Source organism: Dactylosporangium sp. CA-092794 (assembly GCF_050948465.1).
Taxonomy (GTDB): domain Bacteria; phylum Actinomycetota; class Actinomycetes; order Mycobacteriales; family Micromonosporaceae; genus Dactylosporangium.
On the sequence record NZ_CP192044.1, the window covers coordinates 8,451,137 to 8,470,044 of the forward strand.

At 71.9% G+C, this 18,908-nt stretch carries 17 protein-coding genes; 11 read left to right on the forward strand and 6 right to left on the reverse strand.

The annotated features are described in order from the left end of the window. Nucleotides 1-60: 60 nt before the first annotated feature. Genes ACQPXD_RS36240 through ACQPXD_RS36265 form a run of 6 tightly spaced genes read left to right on the forward strand, consistent with a single transcriptional unit; the run spans nucleotide 61 to nucleotide 6,516 of the window. Nucleotides 61-1,590, forward strand: a complete 1,530-nt coding sequence (locus ACQPXD_RS36240; RefSeq protein WP_432826056.1) for a sugar ABC transporter ATP-binding protein — start codon at nucleotides 61-63, stop codon at nucleotides 1,588-1,590. Then, nucleotides 1,587-2,612: an ABC transporter permease gene (locus ACQPXD_RS36245; RefSeq protein ID WP_432826058.1), complete on the forward strand. Its 1,026-nt coding sequence runs from the start codon at nucleotides 1,587-1,589 to the stop codon at nucleotides 2,610-2,612. The genes ACQPXD_RS36240 and ACQPXD_RS36245 overlap by 4 nt, the downstream gene beginning before the upstream one ends. A 20-nt stretch (nucleotides 2,613-2,632) precedes the next feature. Further along, nucleotides 2,633-3,778: a sugar ABC transporter substrate-binding protein gene (locus ACQPXD_RS36250; protein WP_432826060.1), complete on the forward strand. Its 1,146-nt coding sequence runs from the start codon at nucleotides 2,633-2,635 to the stop codon at nucleotides 3,776-3,778. Beyond that, nucleotides 3,778-4,911 carry a M24 family metallopeptidase gene (locus ACQPXD_RS36255; RefSeq protein ID WP_432826062.1) on the forward strand — a complete coding sequence of 378 codons (1,134 nt, stop codon included), beginning with the start codon at nucleotides 3,778-3,780 and terminating at the stop codon, nucleotides 4,909-4,911. The genes ACQPXD_RS36250 and ACQPXD_RS36255 overlap by 1 nt, the downstream gene beginning before the upstream one ends. 1 nt (nucleotide 4,912) lies before the next feature. Beyond that, a complete protein-coding gene (locus tag ACQPXD_RS36260; protein ID WP_432826064.1) occupies nucleotides 4,913-5,101 on the forward strand; it encodes a hypothetical protein in 189 nt (62 codons plus the stop codon). Then, entirely contained in the window at nucleotides 5,092-6,516 is a 1,425-nt protein-coding gene (locus tag ACQPXD_RS36265; RefSeq protein WP_432826066.1) for an amidase, read from the forward strand. Before ACQPXD_RS36260 ends, ACQPXD_RS36265 begins: the two co-directional genes overlap by 10 nt. Before the next feature lie 15 nt (nucleotides 6,517-6,531). Here ACQPXD_RS36265 and ACQPXD_RS36270 read toward each other — a convergent pair whose 3' ends face one another. The 5 genes from ACQPXD_RS36270 to ACQPXD_RS36290 form a co-directional block, all read right to left on the reverse strand. Next, nucleotides 6,532-7,443: a LysR family transcriptional regulator gene (locus tag ACQPXD_RS36270; protein WP_432826068.1), complete on the reverse strand. Its 912-nt coding sequence runs from the start codon at nucleotides 7,441-7,443 to the stop codon at nucleotides 6,532-6,534. 160 nt (nucleotides 7,444-7,603) lie between these two features. After that, entirely contained in the window at nucleotides 7,604-8,329 is a 726-nt protein-coding gene (locus ACQPXD_RS36275) for a hypothetical protein (protein ID WP_432826070.1), read from the reverse strand. Between the two features lie 56 nt (nucleotides 8,330-8,385). After that, entirely contained in the window at nucleotides 8,386-9,762 is a 1,377-nt protein-coding gene (locus ACQPXD_RS36280; RefSeq protein WP_432826072.1) for a serine/threonine-protein kinase, read from the reverse strand. A 51-nt stretch (nucleotides 9,763-9,813) separates the two neighbouring features. Next, entirely contained in the window at nucleotides 9,814-10,677 is an 864-nt protein-coding gene (locus ACQPXD_RS36285) for an SDR family NAD(P)-dependent oxidoreductase (protein ID WP_432826074.1), read from the reverse strand. Next, nucleotides 10,674-11,453, reverse strand: coding sequence for an SDR family NAD(P)-dependent oxidoreductase (locus ACQPXD_RS36290; RefSeq protein ID WP_432826076.1), 780 nt, complete (start codon nucleotides 11,451-11,453; stop codon nucleotides 10,674-10,676). Before ACQPXD_RS36290 ends, ACQPXD_RS36285 begins: the two co-directional genes overlap by 4 nt. Before the next feature lie 188 nt (nucleotides 11,454-11,641). On the opposite strand from ACQPXD_RS36290, the gene ACQPXD_RS36295 reads away from it, so the two are divergent. Next, nucleotides 11,642-12,190 (forward strand): hypothetical protein, encoded by a 549-nt coding sequence (locus ACQPXD_RS36295; protein ID WP_432826078.1) that lies wholly within the window; start codon nucleotides 11,642-11,644, stop codon nucleotides 12,188-12,190. Between the two features lie 724 nt (nucleotides 12,191-12,914). Continuing rightward, complete coding sequence (locus ACQPXD_RS36300; RefSeq protein WP_432826080.1) at nucleotides 12,915-13,217, forward strand: hypothetical protein; 303 nt, start codon at nucleotides 12,915-12,917, stop codon at nucleotides 13,215-13,217. Nucleotides 13,218-13,238: 21 nt separating this feature from the next. Here the strand turns inward: ACQPXD_RS36300 and ACQPXD_RS36305 are convergent, their stop codons facing one another. Next, nucleotides 13,239-15,773 carry a cation-translocating P-type ATPase gene (locus ACQPXD_RS36305; protein ID WP_432826082.1) on the reverse strand — a complete coding sequence of 845 codons (2,535 nt, stop codon included), beginning with the start codon at nucleotides 15,771-15,773 and terminating at the stop codon, nucleotides 13,239-13,241. Between the two features lie 462 nt (nucleotides 15,774-16,235). Between ACQPXD_RS36305 and ACQPXD_RS36310 the strand changes: the two genes are divergently transcribed. The 3 genes from ACQPXD_RS36310 to ACQPXD_RS36320 are packed head-to-tail and all read left to right on the forward strand — an operon-like array spanning nucleotide 16,236 to nucleotide 18,900. Next, nucleotides 16,236-16,847, forward strand: a complete 612-nt coding sequence (locus tag ACQPXD_RS36310; RefSeq protein WP_432826084.1) for a M15 family metallopeptidase — start codon at nucleotides 16,236-16,238, stop codon at nucleotides 16,845-16,847. Then, nucleotides 16,844-17,953 carry an alanine racemase gene (gene alr / locus ACQPXD_RS36315; protein WP_432826086.1) on the forward strand — a complete coding sequence of 370 codons (1,110 nt, stop codon included), beginning with the start codon at nucleotides 16,844-16,846 and terminating at the stop codon, nucleotides 17,951-17,953. The genes ACQPXD_RS36310 and alr overlap by 4 nt, the downstream gene beginning before the upstream one ends. Further along, nucleotides 17,950-18,900 (forward strand): D-alanine--D-alanine ligase family protein, encoded by a 951-nt coding sequence (locus tag ACQPXD_RS36320; RefSeq protein ID WP_432826088.1) that lies wholly within the window; start codon nucleotides 17,950-17,952, stop codon nucleotides 18,898-18,900. Before alr ends, ACQPXD_RS36320 begins: the two co-directional genes overlap by 4 nt. Nucleotides 18,901-18,908: the final 8 nt, after the last annotated feature.

The following is an 18,908-nucleotide window of genomic DNA, read 5'->3' on the forward strand; positions in this document are numbered from 1 at the left end:
GGACAACCCGCCGCTGAACTGGCGATATTCGGAGCCTCCACGGAAACACCGGAGGCCCGGATGAGCCCAGAAACGCAGGATGCCGAACCGAACGGCCTATACACCGAAAACCTGTCCAAACGGTACGGCGCCTACCTGGCGCTGGTCGACGTGACATTCCGGGTCCGGGGCGGCGAGATCGTGGCCGTGATGGGCGAGAACGGCGCCGGGAAGTCGACGCTCTCGAAGATCATGGCCGGCGCGATCCGGCCGGACGCCGGAGAGCTCCGGCTCGGCGGCGAGACGCTGCGCCTGGGCTCGCCGCGTGACGCGATCGCGGCCGGCATCTCCTACATCCCGCAGGAACTGGCGTACCTGCCGAACCTCACCGTGGCCGACAACCTGCTCGTCGGCCAGTGGCCGCACCGGGGCGGCTTCCTCACCAAGCGGTCGAGCCAGCGGCAGGCTCAGGCGATCGCCGAGCGATTCGGCGTCGACATCGACGTGCGCCTGCCGATCGTCGATCTCGGCCTGGCCGAACGCCAGCTCGTCGAGATTCTCAAAGCGCTGGCCCGCGAGACCAAGGTGCTCATCCTCGACGAGCCGACCGCGTCGCTGACGGCCGAGGAGAGCGCGAACCTGTTCCGTACGCTGCGCGCGCTCGCCGCCACCGGCGTGGCGGTCATCTTCATCTCCCACCGGCTGGACGAGGTCTTCGAGATCGCCGACCGGCTGGTGGTGCTCCGCAACGGCCGCATCGTCGCCGACCTGGTGACCGCCGAAACGACACCGCGCCAGCTCATCGACCACATGCTCGGGGCCGAGGTCGCCATGGCCGAACGCTCGCTGGGGGGCAGCGCGACGATCGGCGAACCGGTGCTGACCGTGCGCGGCTGGTCCCGGCGCGGTCTGCCGGACATCCGCGACCTGTCGTTCGAGCTGCGCCACCGGGAGATCCTCGGGCTGTTCGGGCCGCGCGGATCCGGCGCCGAGCTGGTCGCCGACGGGCTCGGCGGCCGGATCGGCGGGTTTACCGGAACGGTCGGCGTGAACGGCGCCGATACGCCCGCGTTCTCGTCGCCACGCGAGTCACGGGCGGCCGGCATCGGGTACGTACCGCCGGAACGCAAGCGCGACGGGCTCAGCCTCGAGTCGTCGATCGCGGCCAACCTCAGCCTGCTGACGCTGCGCCAGGTGTCCCGGCTCGGCGTCATCAACCGCGTGGCCGAACGCCGCGCCGCGCAGACCTGGCGGGACACGTTGCAGATCCGCAGCCGGTCGGTCAACCAGGCCGTCGGCGCCCTGTCCGGCGGCAACCAGCAGAAGGTGCTGCTCGGCAGCCGGCTGGCCGCCCGGCCGGAAATCCTGGTCCTGAACGAGCCGACGCGCGGCGTCGATGTCGGGACCCGGGTCCAGATCCACCAGTACCTGAAGCAGGAGGCGGCCCGCGGCACGTCGGTGCTGTGGGTCACCTCGGACATCGAGGAGGCGGTTTCGGTGAGCGACCGGCTGCTGGTGATGCGCGACGGGCGCATCGTCGCGGAGCTGAGCGGGCGCGACATGACACAGGCCAACGCGCTGGCGCTGGCGACGGGAGAGACGCCCCGATGACGGCCGCGGCGGACGGCGCGACGGCCGTGGAGGCGCCGGCGGTCAAGCGGCAGGCGACCGTGGCGCGCGGCGCCGCGCAGGCGACGCAGTTGCTCGGCGTCGGCGGGTTCTACGTGATCCTGATCGTGTTCTTCGCGGCCAAGGCGGAGAACTTCCTGACCGCGCCGAACGCGGTCAACATTTTCAGCAACATCGCCATCCTCGGCATCGTCGCCCTGGGCCAGGCGATCGTGCTGATCTCCGGCGGGTTCGACCTGTCGGTCAGCGGCACCGTCCCGCTCGGCGGCATCATCTACGTCGAGCTGGTCAACCACGGCCAGAACATGTTCGTCGCCATCGCGGTGGCGGTCGCGGCCGGCCTCGTCGTCGGCGCGGCCAACGGCTTCATCATCACCGTGCTGGGCATCAACCCGCTCATCACGACGCTGGCCACCGTGTCGATCATCGGCGGCCTCGCGTTCACCGTGTCCAACGGCCTGACCGTCACCCTGACGAACCCGGACGACGCGCCGATGGGCCTGAACCTGTGGGGCATGCCCCGCTACGTCTGGATGATGTTCCTGCTGGCCATCATCGCGTTCGTCGCGTTGCGGTACACGGTCTTCGGCCGCGTGCTCTACTCGGTCGGCGGCAACCGCGAGGCGGCCCGGCTGGCCGGCATCCGCACCAACGGCATCACGACGCTCGTCTACGTGCTGAGCGGTCTGCTGTCCAGCTTCGCCGGCGTCATGCTCGCCCATCAGCTGCTGGCCGGGGCGCCGTCGGTCGGCGCGACCATGGGCCTGCAGTCCATCACGGCCGTCATCCTCGGGGGCGCCTCGCTCGCCGGCGGCACCGGCGGCATTCCCGGCACGCTGCTCGGCGTGCTGGTCATCGGCACCGTCGCCAACGGGCTCGCGCTGATGCAGGTGCCCACCTTCTACCAGCAGATCGCCACGGGCGCCATCTTGCTGCTGGCGGTCGGTCTCGGCCGCGTGCGCGGCACGGTGGAGCGCGCCATCTGGGCCAGATCGGCCCCGTAGTGACTCCGGAAGGATTTGTCATGCATATGAGACCTCGGTTCGCCGTCACGGTCGCGACCGCCGGACTGCTGATCGCCGCCTGCGGCTCCAGCTCCGGCTCCGACACGCCCGCGGCCCCGGCGAGCGGCGGCACGACCGACTACAGCAAGTTGACCATCGCGTACGCGAGCGCCGGCGACTCCGTCGGCATCTTCAAGACAGTCGGTGACGGCGTCGTCGACAACGCCACCAAACTCGGCATCAAGATCAAGCGGTACGACAACAACCTGGACGGTCCGACCGCGCTCAACAACGCCGGGCTGATCGTGCAGACCAAGCCGGACATCGCCATCGACTGGAACACCGTCGTCGGCGTCGGGGCGGCCGTCGGCCAGCAGTACACCCGAAACAAGGTCCCGTGCCTCGCGGTCAATCAGCAGATCCCCGGCTGCGCCTGGTTCAACCTGTCCAACAAGGACATGGGCCTGGACGCCGCCAAGGTGATCGTTCCCGAGGCGCAGAAGCGCGGCTGGAACGGCTCCAACACCACCGTGGTGATGGTGATCGCGGCCGCGAACGGCACCGAGGTGAACGACGGCCCGCGCTACTTCTACGTCCAGGCGGCCCAGCAGCTGTCCGGTTTCAAGCAGGTCCAGCCGGACGAGATCACCGCGTCCACCACGACGATCGGCGGCACGAACGGCATCCAGATCGACTGCAAGTCCACGCTGGATGGCGCGTACCAGGCCATGCAGAACGTGATCGGCAGCATTCCGAAGGGCAACAACATCCTGTTGTACGGCAGCGACGACGACTGCAACCTCGGCGCCTACCGCTCGCTCAAGCAGGCCGGCTTCGGCGACCGGGTCCTCACCGGCGGCCTCGGCGCCACCCCGGACGCCCTCGCCGCGCTGCGCACCGACCCGAACTGGCTGGTCGAGGGCGCGCTGTTCATCCAGCAGTGGGGCGTCTACGTGCTGTCCGAGGCGGTCGCCATCACGCAGGGCGTCACACCGCCGCCGCTGACGTCGGCGCCGCAGGTGATGCTCACGAAGGACACGGTGCAGAAGTACTACAACGACGACAACACCACCGTGAAGATGCTGCCGCCGCTCGTGGACAACAACCAGTACCTGGCCAAGTACGGCATTCTGCAGAAATACGCGAACGTGGAGGGGCTGAACTGATGCCGACGGAACCGAGCAACCGGGCCGCGCAGCGGGCGGCGCTCGCCGAATCGTTGCGCGACAAGGGACTGCGCGTCATCGCGCTCAACTCGTACCAGGCGGTGTCGTACTTCGCCGGCACGAACATCCTGACCCAGGTCAGCCTGCCCGACCGGCTGGCGTTCTGTCTCTGCTTCGACGACGGCTCGGCCGCGATGATCGTCTGCGACATCGAGGCGTCGATGGTGCGCACCCAGACCGACATCCCCGAGATCCTGGAGTTCGTCGAGTTCGTCGACGACCCGACGGAGACGCTGGCCAAGGCGCTCATCGACCGGGGAGTGACGAGCGGCCGGATCGGCGTCGAGAGCCGCCGCCTGCCCGCGCGCAGCGCCGGCATCCTGGCCCGGGCGCTGCCGGCCGTCGAGATCGTGGAGATCGACGACCCGGTCGAGGAGACGCAGACCGTCAAGTCCGGCGACGAGATCGGCATGCTGCAGGCCGCCGGCCAGCGCACGCTCGACTCGGTGCTCGCCGGCGTGGCCGCGACCGGCGCCGGGCAGACCGAGCAGGAGCTGTGCGCGCGGATCGGCTCGCACATGTACACCTCGGGCGGCATGCCGGTGTTCACGTTCTTCGGCACCGGCGAGCGGGCGCTCGGCGCGCATGTGGAGCCGATCGACCGGAGGCTGGTCGAAGGCGAGCTGTGGCGCATCGACCTCGGCGGCCGCTTCTACGAGCTGATGAACTCCGACCTGGCCCGCACCGGCGTCATCGGCGAGCCGGTCGACGAGCAGGAGTCGATCCTGCAGGATCTGCTCGCCTGCCAGGCGGCCGGATTCGCGGTACTGGAGCCCGGCCGACCGGCCTCGGACGTGTTCCACGCCGTGGCCGCCGAATTCGAGCGGCGCGGCATGAAGTTCACCATGCCGCACGTCGGTCACGGCATCGGCATCGGCCTGCACGAGTTCCCGATCCTGCACCCGGGCAACCACGCGCCGCTGCAGGCCGGAATGGTGCTCAACGTCGAGCCGATGTTCAAGTCGGCCGAGCGCCGCGAGTGCTACCACGTCGAGGACCTGGCCGTCGTCACCGAAGACGGTTTCCGCCTGCTCACGCAGCCGCAGAGCGGCCTGCTGCGGATCGGGGCGTGACGTGGAGCTCGATCTCGACGCCGCGCTGGTCACGTCGATCGCCCGCCTGGCGGCGGTCGACGTGCCGGCCGGCGACATGCCCGCGCTCCTGGACGTCCTGCGCAATCAGGTGGAGATGGCCGCCACGCTGCGGGCTCTGCCGTACGACGATGTCCCGCCGATCACCTCGATGGATCCCCGATGGGTATGACCGACCTCTGCTGGAAGACCGTCGCCGAGGCCGGCGCGATGCTGCGCAACCGCGAGGTCACCTCGGTCGAGCTGACCGAGGCGACGCTCGCCCGGATCGGCACGACCGATCCGGTCCTGCACGCGTACGCGTCGCTCATGACCGACAGCGCGCTGGAAGCCGCCCGTGCCGCCGACCGCGACTTCGCGGCCGGCGTGGACCGGGGTCCGCTGCAGGGCATACCGGTCGGCGTCAAGGACCTGCTGCGCACGGCCGGGCACCCGACGTCGGCCGGGTCGCGCGTCATCGAGGGCTACGTCCCCGACGACGACGCGGTCGTGGTGGCCAAGCTCCGCGCCGGCGGCGCCGTGATCGTCGGCAAGACGGTCACCCACGAGTTCGCGTACGGGCAGGACAAGCCGCCGACCCGCAACGCCTGGGCGACGGATTGCTACCCGGGCGGTTCGAGCGCCGGATCGGGCGTGGCGCTGGCCGCCGGAACCGCATACGCGGCCATCGGTACCGACACGGGCGGCTCGGTGCGCGCCCCGGCCGCCGTCAACGGGATCGTCGGCCTGAAGCCGACGCACGGCCGGACCAGCACGCGAGGGGTCTTCCCGATGAGCCCGACGCTCGACACGGTCGGTCCGATGGCCCGCACCGTACGTGACGTGGCGCTCCTGCTCGGCGTGATCGCCGGGCCGGGCCTGCCGGACCGGGACGGCTACACCGATCAGGGCGCGATCGCCGAGCCGGTGCCGGACTACGCGGCCGCGCTCGGCGGCGACCTCACGGGCGTGCGCATCGGCGTCGAACGGGACTACTTCTTCTACCCGTCCGTGGCGCAGGACGTCCGGACCCGCGTCGACGACGCGATCCGGACGCTGGCCGACCGCGGCGCGACCATCGTCGAGGTCACCGTGGCCAATCTTGACCTGGCCGTTCCGGCCGGCATGGCGGTGCTGCTCGGCGACACCAGCGAGTGGCACCAGCGGTACCTGCGCGAACGCGGCGACCTGTACACCCCGGGCGTGCGGGCCATGCTGGAGCTGGGCGAGCTGGTGCTCGCGACCGCCTACGTGCGGGCCCAGAAAGTTCGCCGGGTCGTGCAGCGAAGCTACCGGGCCGCGTTCGAGGCGTACCAGCTGGACGCGCTCGCGGCGCCGACGCTGCCGGTCACGACGATGCCGGTGGAGCAGCTGGACGTGGACCTGACCGACTCCGGCGAGGCCGCGACGTCGAGCTTCATCCACCACAACTTCCTGGCCAATGTGGTGGGCGTGCCGTCGCTGTCGGTGCCCGTCGGCTTCGACCGGGACACCAAGCCGGTCGGCATGCAGCTGTACGGCCGGCCGTTCGGCGAACCGGAACTGTTCCGTATCGGGCACGCGTACCAGGAAGCGACGGACTGGCACGAACACCATCCGGCGCTGTGACGCGCGCGTCACCACTCACGCGGCGCCGGGCAGACCGCCCGGCTCCCGCCGTTCGGCCATGCGCAGCGCCATCTCCAGCAGGTTGCGGGCCGCGCCGGGCAGCTGCCTGGGCCGGTAGGCGACGCCGACCTCGATGTACTCGTTCGTCCCGCGAAGGGGTTTGACGACGACGCCCGGGGTGTTGTGCGTCCACGACTCGGCGGCGAACGCGACGCCGATGTCGTTGGCGATCAGCTCGATCAGCACCTGGATCGATGAGATGTGCGCGGAGATGTGTGGCTCGAACCCGGCGTCGTGACACAGGTCCAGCCATAACCCGTGCAGGCTGGGCACGCCCTCGATGACCGGGATGATGAACTGCTCGGCGGCGAGGTCGGCCACCGCGACGTCGGGCGCGCTCGCCAGCGGGTTGGCGAGGCTGACGGCCAGCCCCAGGCGCTCGCGGCGCAGCGGCAGATATTCGACCTCGTCGCCGGAGCCGTCACGGCGGGTGATGGCCAGATCGAGCTGGCCGGCCTTCACACCCTCGACCAGTTCGGCCGCCTTCATCTGCCGGCTCGTCACGTTGACGGCCGGGTAGCGCTGCCGGAACGCCCGCAGCAACGGAGGCAGGATGTCGAACACCGCGGCGTCCACAAACCCGATGGTGACCTCGCCGATCTCGCCCCGGCCGGCCCGCCGGGCCAGGTCGCATGCGAGGTCAACGGTCCGCAGCACGCCCTCGGTCTCCGCCAGCAGCACCCGGCCGGCTTCGGTGAGCGACGCGCCGCGCGTGTCGCGTTGCAGCAATGGGCAGCCGATCTCGCGCTCCAGCCGCGCCAGCGCCTGGCTCAGCGCGGGCTGGGTCATGTGCAGCCGCGCCGCCGCCCGCCCGAAGTGCAACTCCGACCCGAGGACAGCCAGATAGCGCAGATCCCGTAACTCCATGAACGCACCTCCGCCACGCTGACGGCGAGCGTATCAGCAGGTGAGGGCCATCTTGTCTCACTCATGTGACGCTGACGTCACGTTCGGCGCCGAATGGCGATCCCGGTCGACGTCGGGCGCCGCGCCGGCTACCCGGCATCCCGCGGGCCCGGTGCGAGACTCAGTGTCCGGCGCGGGCGCTCGGCTGCTGGCTGGGGCGGCCGGTCGGGTGCGCGGCGGGGCCGGCCTGGTGGCTCGTGGGGGCGCCGCCCGGGTGGTCGCCGACGGCGCCGGTCGGGTGGGCGCCCTCGCTCGGGGAGGCGGCCAGGAGCCTGGTGCAGTACGCGTCGACCTTGTCCTTGCCGTCGGCGGCGGTGATCAGGGCGCTGAAGGCGGGATTGTCGAGGGCCTTGCCGTGATCGGCGCCGGCGGTGTAGGCGTGGCACAGCCCGACCAGCGACGGTGACGGGCCGGCGCTGGACGGGCCGTGACCCGGCACCGACGGGCGGGCCGACGCGCCCGCGCCGGCGATGCCGGCCGATCCGGCGGGGCCGGCGTGGCTGTTGAACGGGTTGGGCAGCGCACCGGTGGTGGCGGCCAGGGCCACGCCGCCGGCGCCGACCACGACCACCGCGACCGCGGCGGCCTTGACGGTGAGCGGCTTGACCAGTGCAGTCTTGATCACTGATGGTCTCCGTGGAGCCGGGACGCGATGAAGCTGAGCGGCCCGGAACCCGGCCACGGCCTCGTGCAGGCCGGTGAGCTCGGCCGGCCGGGCCGGGCCGGCCGAGGCGGCGAGCACGGCGGCCAGCGCCCGGTGCTCGTCGTCAACGCGGTCGCCACCGGCACCGGCGAGCAGGCGCTCGGCGGTGGCGGCGGTGATGCGGCGGGTACGTCGGATGCTCATCTCAGCTGTCCTGGCGCCGGTGCCGGGGCGCTACCGGGTCGCCGGCCATGGAGGCGTCAGGCGTCTTGCGAGTGCGGCAGCGAGTTGGCGAACCTGTCCAGCGCCGCCGACACCGCCTGGTAGCCACCGCTGGTGACTTTGCCGTCACGCTGCATCCCGGCCAGACTCTGCCGTACCCGGTCCAGGCGGCCGGTCACGTCGCTCTGCCCCTTGCTCAGCCGGCGGGCCACGTCCTCCAGGCGGTCGTGGAGTTCGGCACCGGCGTCCGGGGCGAGCTGGCCGGCGCTGACCTGCTGCGCGATCACCGCCTGGAGGTTGCTGTACGGGTCGGCGAGCGTGGCCGCGCGACCCGGCGTGGCGGCCGGGGCCGGGGTGGTGGGCGGCGCGCTCGCGTCCGGCGACGGCGAGCCGACCGGCGCCGACGGGTCGGCCGGCGCGGGATCGTCCGCGGCGGCCGGAGAGCCGATGCCGGCCTGGAACGACGGCCTGGCCGGTGAGCCGCCCAGCGTCGGCACCACCGCCAGGATTCCACCCAGCAGCACCAGCACCCCGAAGGCGACCAGCGCCCAGCGCAGGCCCGGCCAGGCCGGGGCGGCTCGGTGCGTGGCCGGGATCCGGACGGGGAGGTCGCCGGGCGCTGTGGCGGGCGCCTGCGCGGCCAGCGCCGCGAGGCGGTGGCGCACTGCTTCGGCACTCTCCGGCCGCCGGGCCGGGTCCTTGTCGAGCAGTTCGAGCACCAGCCGGTCGAGTTCGGCCGGTACGTCGGCGCGCAGTTCGGCCGGCGGCACGGGCACCTCGTGCAGGTGCTGCTGCAGCACCTCGACCGGCGTCCGGCCGGTGAACGGCGGTCCGCCGCTCACCATCGCGTACAGCACGCAGCCCAGCGCGTACAGATCAGCGCGGGCGTCGCCGTCGGCGCCGGCGGCCCGTTCCGGCGCGACGTATTCGCTCGCCGTGGACACCTCGGAGCCGGCGATTCCGAAGTCGCAGACCTTCACGACACCGCCGGGCATGACGATGATGTTGGCGGGCTTGATGTCCCGGTGCTGGATTCCGGCGGCGTGGGCAGCGCTCAGGGCGTCGCACACCTGGATCGCGATGCCGACCGCCTGCTCGACGGGTAGGGCCCCTTGCCGGAGCAGGGTTGCCAGGCTCGGGCCCTCGACCAGCTCCAGTACCAGCCGGGCGGTGTCCGAGTCGACGTCGAAGTCGTACACGGCGACGATGTTGGGGTGCGTCAGCCGCACCAGGATCCGCGCCTCGCGGCCCAGGTGCTCGCGCATACCGGGCGCGGCGAGCACGGCCGAGTCGAGCACCTTGACCGCGACCGGGCGTTGCAGGTGCAGATCGTCGGCCCGCCACACGGTGGCCATGCCGCCGCGCCCCAGTACCTCGTGCAGCCGGTATCGACCACTCACCAGCAGTTGCGCCAAGACGTCATCCTCTCCCTCTGCGGGAAAAGGGCGTTCGGCGTGGACACCGCGTTACACAGGCTCCGACGACGGCTCGACGGTGCCGCTGCCTGCGCTCACCGTCGCGAAGGGCAGCAATCGCTCCCAGTAGAGGGCGGTGAGCCGCTCCCGGTTCGAGGGATCGGTGACGTCCGCGCTCGGCGACACGACGCGGTCGTCCTCGAGGTAGGAGCCGGACGGGACGTCGGCGACCGCGGCATGGAGGACCCGGGCCGCGCCGCCCGTGGCAGGGCCGCCGATCCTGCCCATCATCGCCGCGCTGAGCGGAGTGTCGTTGAGGCCGGGGCAGAGCGCGACGACGCTGACCGGCATCGACCGGAGTTCTTCCGCGAGCAAGGTCGACCAGGTCACCATCGCCAGCTTCGCCCGTGCGTACGCCGCCACCGGCGAGTAGCCGTGCTCCAGGTCGATGTCGTCGAAGTGGAACCGCTCGACGCGGTGCGCGGACGACCCCACGTTCACGATTCGTGCGCCCGCGGCCAGCGCAGGAACGAGCAGCCGGGTCAGCAGCGCCGGCGCGAGGGCGTTGACCTGCAGCGTCCGCTCGAATCCATCCGTGGTGACGATCCGCCGCGGCGCGCCCGGCACGCCGGCATTGTTGATCAACAGATCGATCGCCGGCGCGAGCGACGTGATCGAGCGGGCCGCCTCGACGACCTCGGCGAGGTGGGTGAAGTCGGCACTGACGTAGTCGACGTCGGCGCGGCCGGACCCGTGGATCCGCGTGAGAACCTGCCGTACCCCTGCCTCAGGCTCAGGCCCGAGCACGATGAGCGTCGCGGAGACCGCCGCCAGCCGGTGGGCCGTCGCCTCGCCGATGCCGCTCGTAGCGCCGGTGAGCACCACCGTGCCGAACCGCTCACCGGGGGTATTCACAGCTCGTATCCCCCGGCGACCTGAATGTCCTGCCCGGTGATCCACGCGGAGTCGTCCGAGACGAGAAACGCGATGACCTTGCCGATGTCCTCCGGCTCGCCCAACCGGCCGAGCGCGGTCTTGGCGGCGATGCCGGCGATGATCTCCGGGTACTTCTCGAACGCGTCGTCGCTGATGCGAGTGCGGGTCGGTCCCGGGGCGATCGAGTTGACGCGGATGCCCCGAGGGCTCAGCTCCCTCGCCAGGAACCGGGAGGCGACCACCAGGCCGCCCTTCATCGCCGCGTATCCCGAGAAGCCGGCCTCGGTGCCGCCGGGCCGCACGGAGCTGCTCGAGGTGTTGACGATCGAGCCACCGTCGTGAATCAGCGGCAGGAGCGTCTGCGTGAGGAAGTACGGCCCGCGCAGGAGCACACGGTAGTACTGGTCGAACGCTTCCTCGGTCATCTCCTCGAACCCGCGACCCCCGCCGAAGCCGGCGTTGTTGACCAGCGCGTGGATCTTGTCGGTGCCCCACTCGTCGCCGAGGACGCGCGCGAGCTCGCTCTTGAACTTGGGAAAGGTTTCGCCCTGTCCGATGTCGAGCGGCAACGCGGCCGCGCGGCCGCCGTTGTCGCGAATCATCGCGACGGTCTCCTCCGCACCCTCGGGCCGGGAGTTGTACGTCACGACGACGCCCATGCCGCGCGCGGCGATCTCGATGGCGGCACTGCGCCCGATGCCGGCACTCGCGCCGGTCACCACGGTTACCGCCTCGCCCGCTGTCTGCTTGTCCATGTCTCTAGACAACCCGACCGTCTTGCGGTGTGTTAGTCGAATCGTGGCGACTTCTTGTCCAATGCTCGCAGGTTCGCGCCCCGGCCGACCAAGACGATGCCCGCGCCTGACCACTACACCGATCCGGCGAAAGCATCTACGATCTGGCCTCGGAACCATGATGGTCGATGTCAGACCGGGAGGTCGGTATGCGTCACCTCCATCGTCGGCGCTGCTGGCGGCTCGCGCTCGCCGCCCTGCTCGCCACTGTCGCGGCGTTGACCGCGTGCTCCGCCACGGCCACCGACCGGGCCGCCGCGCCCGCGGCGACCGGACCGCCAGACGCGAAGACCGCGATGGTGTGCGAGGTCGAGGCCCAGGAAGACATCGCCGAGGCCCTCGGTCTGACCACGTCCCAACCGCCCACCTCGACGTGGCAGGACCGGCTGTTCACCTGCACCTACCGGTACCCCGACGGCGTCATGCCGGTGTCCGTGAAGGAACTGCCGGATGCCGCGGCCGCCACGAAGTACTTCAACGAGCAGCAGGCCGCAGCACCGAACGCCGTGCCATTCCCCGACATGGGCGACGCGGCGTTCGCCGTCAACAACACCGCCACCTACGTGCGCAAAGACCGGTTCGTCCTGAAAGTGGACGTCAGTGGCCTGCCGGACGCCCTTGGTGCGAGGCAGACGCCGCGCAACCACGTCGGCATCGCCGTCGCCAGCGTGATCCTCGGCTGCTGGGTCGGCGACTGACCCACCCCCGCCAACCGGACAGCCCGCTCGGTGGCTGCCGGCCGGTCGGTGTCGGCCGCCCTCATCCGCGTTGCGCGGATGCGCAAGGGGGTGCGGGCCCCGGAGCGACCGCGGGACCCGCACATTGTCGGCCGGATCGCAGTTGCCACACCAGGGGCCGGCCGCGCGGTCACTCTACTAAACAAGATAGTAGTTTGAAAGGCGCAACATCAGCCCGGCTCCGACCGCCAGTCCGGGCGCGCGCACCACCGACATCGCAGACGTCGCCAACGCCGGCTCGCGCCCTCCCGCGCCGCCAGATCCAGCGGCCGGCTCAACCCCGCCGATCCAGAGCGGCGTGACCCCCGGCGGCCCCGCCAGCCGCGCGCGGCGCTCGTGACCCCTGCGGCCGGTGCGGCGTGCGGGCGGTGCGACGTGCGGGCGGTGCGGCGTTTTGCTTCCGTGATCATGCGCTGGAAGCGTCCGCTGGCTGGGATCCCCATGATCGCGGAGGGATAGTGCCGCTCCTGGTACATCGTCACTCCACGATCATGGATATCCCGTCATTCGGGACGCTCCTCGGCATGATCACGGAAAGAAAGCGCCGTCGGAGGGGCGTGGGCCCGCCAACTGGTCGGCGAGGACGAGACGATCTGTCAGAAGAGGCGATCGATGAGTCAGGACGCTGAGCCCGCGGCTGCGGCCGGACGGCTGCAGCTGACCGGGGAACTGGGCCTGAACCGGCTTGGAAGCCGTCACCGAGCTGCGGTTCGCGCTCGACGGGCGGTGGCTGGTCGTCGGCGGCGCGGGGACGGTACGCCTGCACGACGCCGGGACCGGCACCGCGCTGCCGGGTGACGCGCGGGCGGTCGCCGTCGTGCCGGACGGATACTGGGCCATCCACCCCGACGGCTCCGTACGCCTGCATGACGCCACCGGCGCCGCCGTTCGTGACCTGGACCTGAGTGGTACGAGCAACGAGGACTGGGAGGTCGCAGGGCTCCGCCTCGTGCGGCCGGGCGACCTGCCGGAGCCGTCCACCGGCTGAATGTCGGCAGCACCCATGCGATCACAGCCGGTCGGGCAGGCGAAGCGCGCGGCCGGCGACCAGCGCGGCGAGGATCGCGGCGACGATCGCGGCGGCGACAGCGATGAGGCCGGCCGGTGACGGCGCGGCGAGGTGGACCAGTTCGCCGGCCGGGGTGAGCGCGGCCAGCAGCCCGGCGGCGCCGGCGACACCGGCCCACGCGGGGAAGGCCGGGTTGGCGCGCCAGGACAGGCCGGGCTGAGTGCGCAACGTCCACGCGATGAAGGCGTGGCCGACCAGCCAGCCGAGCACGGCGGCGGCGCGGGCCGCGCCGGTGGAGGTGTTCGCGAGCAGCAGGTAGCCGGGCAGCGTCGCGACGGTGAGGGTGATGGCGACGACCCCGATCGCCGCCACGGCGGGCCGGTCGAGGAAGCGGGTGCCGGCCGGGCGCGGCGGGCGGTGCATCGCGCGTGGCGCCGCGGGTTCGGCGACGAATGCGACCGACGCGCCGAGATCCATGAACACTTCCAGCAGCACGATGTGCACCGGGGCGAAGGGGATGGGCAGGCCGGCGGCGAGCGCGACGAGGAGGACGGCGACCAGGGCGAGTTTCGCGCCGAGGTAGAACGTCACCGCGCGGCGCAGCTGCGCGCCGATGTTGCGGCCGGTGGCCACCGCCGCGACGACGGTGGGGTAGGCGTCGTCGGTGAGGACCAGGTCGGCGGCGCCGCGGGCGAGGTCGGCGCCGCGCTTGCCGAGAGCGATGCCGACGTCGGCCGCGGCCAGGGCGGGGGCGTCGTTGGCCCCGTCGCCGGTGACCGCCACGAGTTGGCCGCGTCGTTGCAGGGCCTGCACGACACGGTGCTTGACCGCCGGGGTGGCCCGGGCGATCACGGTACCGTGGGTCAGCAGCGCATCGAGTTCGGCGTCGGTCGCGTCGGTCAGGCGGTCGCCGCGTTCGACGAGGTGGCCACTGGGCAGGCCGGCCTCCGCGGCGATGGCCGCGGCGGTGGCGGGATGGTCACCGGTGATCACGATCGTCTCGACCCCGGCCGTGTGCAGGGTGGTGACGGTCTCGGTGACGCCGGGGCGGATGGGGTCGGCGAAGCACGCCAGCCCGACGTAGCGGAGGCCGGTCTCGGCCGCGTCCCGGTCGGTGGGCAGTTGCGTCAGGCTCCGGTCGGCGAACGCGATCACCCGCATGCCTTGGCCGGCGCGCTGCCGCACCAGCGCGGACAGCTCGTCCGCGTGCGCCGGGTCGAGGGTGCAGCGGGTCAGCACCGCCTCCGGCGCGCCGGCGACCGCCAGGGAGAACCCGGTGCCGCTGCGGTGCACTCGGCTGGCAAGCTTGCGCTGAGGGTCGAACGGGTACCCGGCGACGTCGTCGTCGACGGCGGTGACGCCGAGGCCGATCGCGGCGGCGGCTAGCTGCTGCTCCATCGGTTCGCGTCCGGTCGCGCCGGCCGTCTGCGCGGCCATCGCGGTGCGCAGGACCTCGGCGCGGTCTCCGATGACCTCGACCAGGCGCAGCTGGTTCTCGGTGAGCGTGCCGGTCTTGTCGGTGACCACGACGTTGACGGCGCCGATGGTCTCGCCGGCGCGCAGCCGGCGCAGCAGCGCGCCGCGGCGGGCCAGTTGCCGGCCGCCGACGGCGAGCAGCACCACGACCAGGATCGGCAGCTCCTCCGGGACGGTCGCGAACGCCACCGTCAGCCCGGACAGCAGCATGTCCCGAACCTGCTGGCCGGCCAGGACTCCGACGACCGGAACCGCGATGCTGGCCGCGATCGCGACGACCAACACGGTGCGTGCCAGCTGCGACAACGCCTGCTGCAGGGGAGTGGGTGGTTCCCTGGTCTCCGCGACCAGGCGACCGAGCCGGCCCAGCTCGCTGTGCCCGCCGGTCGCGGTCACCACCGCCCGGGCGTCACCGGTGACCACGGCGGTTCCGGAGTACAGCATGCTCGAGCGCGTCGCCAGCGGTGCGTCGGCGTCGACCGGCGCCGGGTCCTTGCCCACCGGGACCGACTCGCCGGTCAGCGTCGACTCGTCGACGCGCAGCCCGCGGGCCGACAGCACCCGCGCGTCGGCCGGCACGACATCGCCGGCCTCGACCACGACCACGTCCCCGGGCACCAGGTCGGCCGCGGCCAGCTCACGCACCCCGCCGGCGACGGCCAGCCGGGCGGTGGGTGCGCTCATCGCCCGGAGCGCTTCGATGGAGCGGGCGGCGCGCATCTCGGTGGCCGTCTCCAGCACCGCGACGATCGCGATGACCACCGCGATCGCGATCGCGTCCGACAGCTCCCCGAACACGGCCGACAGCGCGGCCACGGCGATCAGCAGCAACTGCAGCGGCTCGGTGAACGACTCGGCGAGCTCCGGCAGCCACCGTTTCGGCTTGCGCCCTCCGCCCACGACGTTGGCGCCGTATCCGGCTCGGCGCGCGGCCCGCTCGACCTCGTCGACACCATGTGCCGTCGAGCCCAGCGCCGTGAGGGCCTCGGTCCCCTCGATGGCATGCCAGGCCGGGATGGAACCGGGTGTCGTGATCGCGGTGTCGTCGATTTCGGTCATGCTGTCCTCATCCAGGCCGGTGCCCGGGTTCCGCGTCGTCGTCCAGGTCCTCCGCCCCGACCATGCGCAGGGCCGCCTCCTCAAACGTCGCCAAGGCGCGCGCGCACCGTTCGACCGCGGCAGTGGCGTCCGCGGCGCCCGGAGCGCCGAAGTAGTGCGTGCCTCGATCTTGCCCAGCCAGGTGCGGAATCGTTCGAGGCCCGCCTCTGATTCCTCGACTTCGGCGTAGGTCGCCCGTCCGCGCTGCGTCTCCATGGCTATCTCGTCCAGCATCGCCAGCGTGCAGCAGGCAGAAATAGGCAGCGTAACATCCAGTTGAGTTGGATCGTGTGTTACAGCGTCAGCGATCGGGCGGCACCACTGCCGACCATCGGGCCGGGTCCGGCGGCTCAGCCTTGAGGACCGATCATCGGCACCTCAGACGGAGGCACCGGTGTCAGCGCGCCGGTCACCGTAGTGCCCATGACCCTCCTGCTGTCCGATCCACGGGTGTCCGCCGTTCCGGTCCGCGACGTCGATGAGCCCCTGGTCGTCCTCGATCCCGGATTCGGACCCGGCCAGGCCTTGGTCCGCCGCGAGCTGGCCACCCGGCTGCGGTCCGCACGGGCGGCCCTGCCCTCGGGGATCCACCTGCGCGTGGTGGAGGGCTACCGCCCGGCGGACCAGCAGCAGGCGATCATCGAGCGCTACTCGGCCGAGATCCGAGCCGAGCGTCCCGGCATCGGCGAGCCGGAGCTGCACATCCTCACCAGCCGCTACGTCGCACCGCTGGCCGTGGCGCCCCACGTGGCCGGCGCCGCCGTCGACGTGACCCTGGTCGATGCCGGCGGGCAGGAACTCGACCTGGGCACCGCGGTCGACGCCACCCCGGAGCAGTCCGGCGGCCGCTGCTACTTCGCCGCCGACGGGATCGGCCGCGGGGCGCGGGCCAACCGCGACCTGCTCGCCCGGGTGCTGTGCCGGGAAGGGCTGGTCAACTATCCCACCGAGTGGTGGCACTACTCCTACGGCGACCGTTACTGGGCGCTGGCCACCGGTGCCGGTGCCGCGCTGTACGGCCCGGTGTTTCGGTGACCGTGCTGGCGCTGCGGCCGCAGGCGACCCTGCGGGTCGACCTGGGCGCTGTCACCGCCAACGTGCGCACCATCAAATCTCGCACGGCCGGCGAGCTGATGGCGGTGGTCAAGGCCGACGGGTTCGGCCACGGCCAGATCGACGTCGCGCGGGCCGCTCTCGCCGGTGGCGCGACCCGCTTGGGCGTCACCAGCATCGACGAGGCCCGGCCGCTGCGCGAAGCGGGCCTGACCCAGCGCGTGCTCAGCTGGCTCAACCCGGCCGGCGCCGACTTCGGCGCGGCCGCGCGGCTGGACATCGAGCTCGGCGTTCCCGGGCTGGAGCACCTGCACGCGATCGCCCGTACCGCCCCCGGAGCCCGCATTCACCTGCAACTGGACACCGGCATGGGCCGCGACGGCGCCGAACCGGCCCAATGGGATCGGCTGTGCCGCGCCGCCCGGGAAGCCGAGCGGCGCGGCCAGCTTCACGTCGTCGGGATCATGGGTCACCTGCCCTGCGCCGACCGGCCCGGCCATGCCGCCAACGCACGGGGCCGTGACCGGTTCGCCTGGGGTCTGCGGGTGGCCAGGGCGGCGGGGCTGCGCCCGGCCGACCACCACCTCGCCGCGACGGCCGCCACACTCAGCGATCCGCTGTCGCACCACACCATGAGCCGCATCGGCGCGGGCCTGGTGGGCATCGACGAGTCGGGCACGGTACGGCTGCGGCCCGCCCTGACCCTGACCGCCCCGCTGGTGACCATCCGCAGCGTGCCGGCCGGCACCGCGGTGGGCTACGGGCACACCTGGACGGCCAGGCGAGCGACCCGGCTGGGCCTGATTCCGGTCGGCTACGCCGACGGCCTGCCCTGGCCGGCCTCCGGCCGCGCCGAGGTCTGGGTCGCCGGCGCGCGCCGCCCGGTGGCCGGCCGGATCTCCATGGACATGACCGTCGTCGATCTGGGCCCCGATACCCCGGTGTCCGTCGGCGACCCCGTCACCGTCTTCGGCCCGGGCGACCACGGCGAGCCGACCACGGCGCAATGGGCCCGCTGGGCCGGAACCCTCGAACACGAGATCGTCACGGGCCTCAGCGCCCGGCTGCACCGAAGGAGCTCCGCATGACCCCGACCCGCGTCGCCGTGATCGGCGGCGGCCGCAACTGCGAACACGACGTCTCCCTCGCCTCGGCCGCCGCGGTGGCCGAGGGCCTGGAACAGGCGGGCTACGACGCCGTTCGCCTCACCATCGATCCCGCCGGCGTCTGGCGCGACCGGGAGGATCGCCCGATCGGTCTGGCCGCGGCGGTTCAAGTCCTGCTTTCCTGCGCGGTGGCCTTTCCGGTACTGCACGGTCCGCACGGCGAGGACGGCACCCTGGCGGCGCTGTGCGACCTGGCCGACGTGCCGTGCGTGGGATCACCGCTGGGCGCCGGCGCGCTGGCGATGGACAAGTGGGCCACCAAGCTCGTCGCCGGTGCGCTCGGCATCGCCACGGCGCCCGGCCGGTTGCTCACCGGCACCGACGCGGACTCGTACACCTTCACGCACCCGGTCGTCGTCAAACCCGTCGCCGCCGGATCCAGCCACGGTGTCACCCTGGTGCGCGAAGCGGCCGGACTCGGCCCGGCCCTGGACGCCGCGTTTGCGCTCGACGACCGGATCCTCGTCGAGGATCTCATGACCGGCCGTGAGATCGACGTGGCGGTGCTGAGCCGCCCCGACGGATCGCGGGTCGTGGCGCCGGCGCTGGAGATCATGATACCCGTCGGGGAGATCTTCGACCATGCCGCCAAGTACGGCGGCTCGGCAGACTTCCGCATCCCGGCCCCGCTGGACGAGGCGGACCGCAAGGACCTCGAGCAGGCGGCGGTGAGCATGTACGACGCGCTCGGCTGTGCCGGGGTCGCCCGGATCGACTTCTTCCTGACCGAACGGGGGCCGGTCCTCAACGAGGTGAACACGATGCCGGGCTTCACCGCGCAGTCGCAGGTGCCCAGGATGTTCGCCGCGACCGGAATGTCCTTCGCCGTCCTGCTCGATCTGCTGGTGCGCGATGCGCTGCCGGCCTGAATCCGGAC

Excerpts from the sequence above, each read along its gene's own strand:
- ACQPXD_RS36295 (WP_432826078.1), top strand. The coding sequence starts at position 11,642 with ATGCGTCACCTCCATCGTCGGCGCTGCTGGCGGCTCGCGCTCGCCGCC.
- ACQPXD_RS36240 (WP_432826056.1), top strand. The coding sequence starts at position 61 with ATGAGCCCAGAAACGCAGGATGCCGAACCGAACGGCCTATACACCGAA.
- ACQPXD_RS36290 (WP_432826076.1), bottom strand. The coding sequence starts at position 11,453 with ATGGACAAGCAGACAGCGGGCGAGGCGGTAACCGTGGTGACCGGCGCG.
- ACQPXD_RS36270 (WP_432826068.1), bottom strand. The coding sequence starts at position 7,443 with ATGGAGTTACGGGATCTGCGCTATCTGGCTGTCCTCGGGTCGGAGTTG.
- ACQPXD_RS36320 (WP_432826088.1), top strand. The coding sequence starts at position 17,950 with ATGACCCCGACCCGCGTCGCCGTGATCGGCGGCGGCCGCAACTGCGAA.
- ACQPXD_RS36250 (WP_432826060.1), top strand. The coding sequence starts at position 2,633 with ATGCATATGAGACCTCGGTTCGCCGTCACGGTCGCGACCGCCGGACTG.
- ACQPXD_RS36265 (WP_432826066.1), top strand. The coding sequence starts at position 5,092 with ATGGGTATGACCGACCTCTGCTGGAAGACCGTCGCCGAGGCCGGCGCG.
- ACQPXD_RS36310 (WP_432826084.1), top strand. The coding sequence starts at position 16,236 with ATGACCCTCCTGCTGTCCGATCCACGGGTGTCCGCCGTTCCGGTCCGC.
- ACQPXD_RS36275 (WP_432826070.1), bottom strand. The coding sequence starts at position 8,329 with ATGAGCATCCGACGTACCCGCCGCATCACCGCCGCCACCGCCGAGCGC.
- ACQPXD_RS36305 (WP_432826082.1), bottom strand. The coding sequence starts at position 15,773 with ATGACCGAAATCGACGACACCGCGATCACGACACCCGGTTCCATCCCG.
- ACQPXD_RS36255 (WP_432826062.1), top strand. The coding sequence starts at position 3,778 with ATGCCGACGGAACCGAGCAACCGGGCCGCGCAGCGGGCGGCGCTCGCC.
- ACQPXD_RS36245 (WP_432826058.1), top strand. The coding sequence starts at position 1,587 with ATGACGGCCGCGGCGGACGGCGCGACGGCCGTGGAGGCGCCGGCGGTC.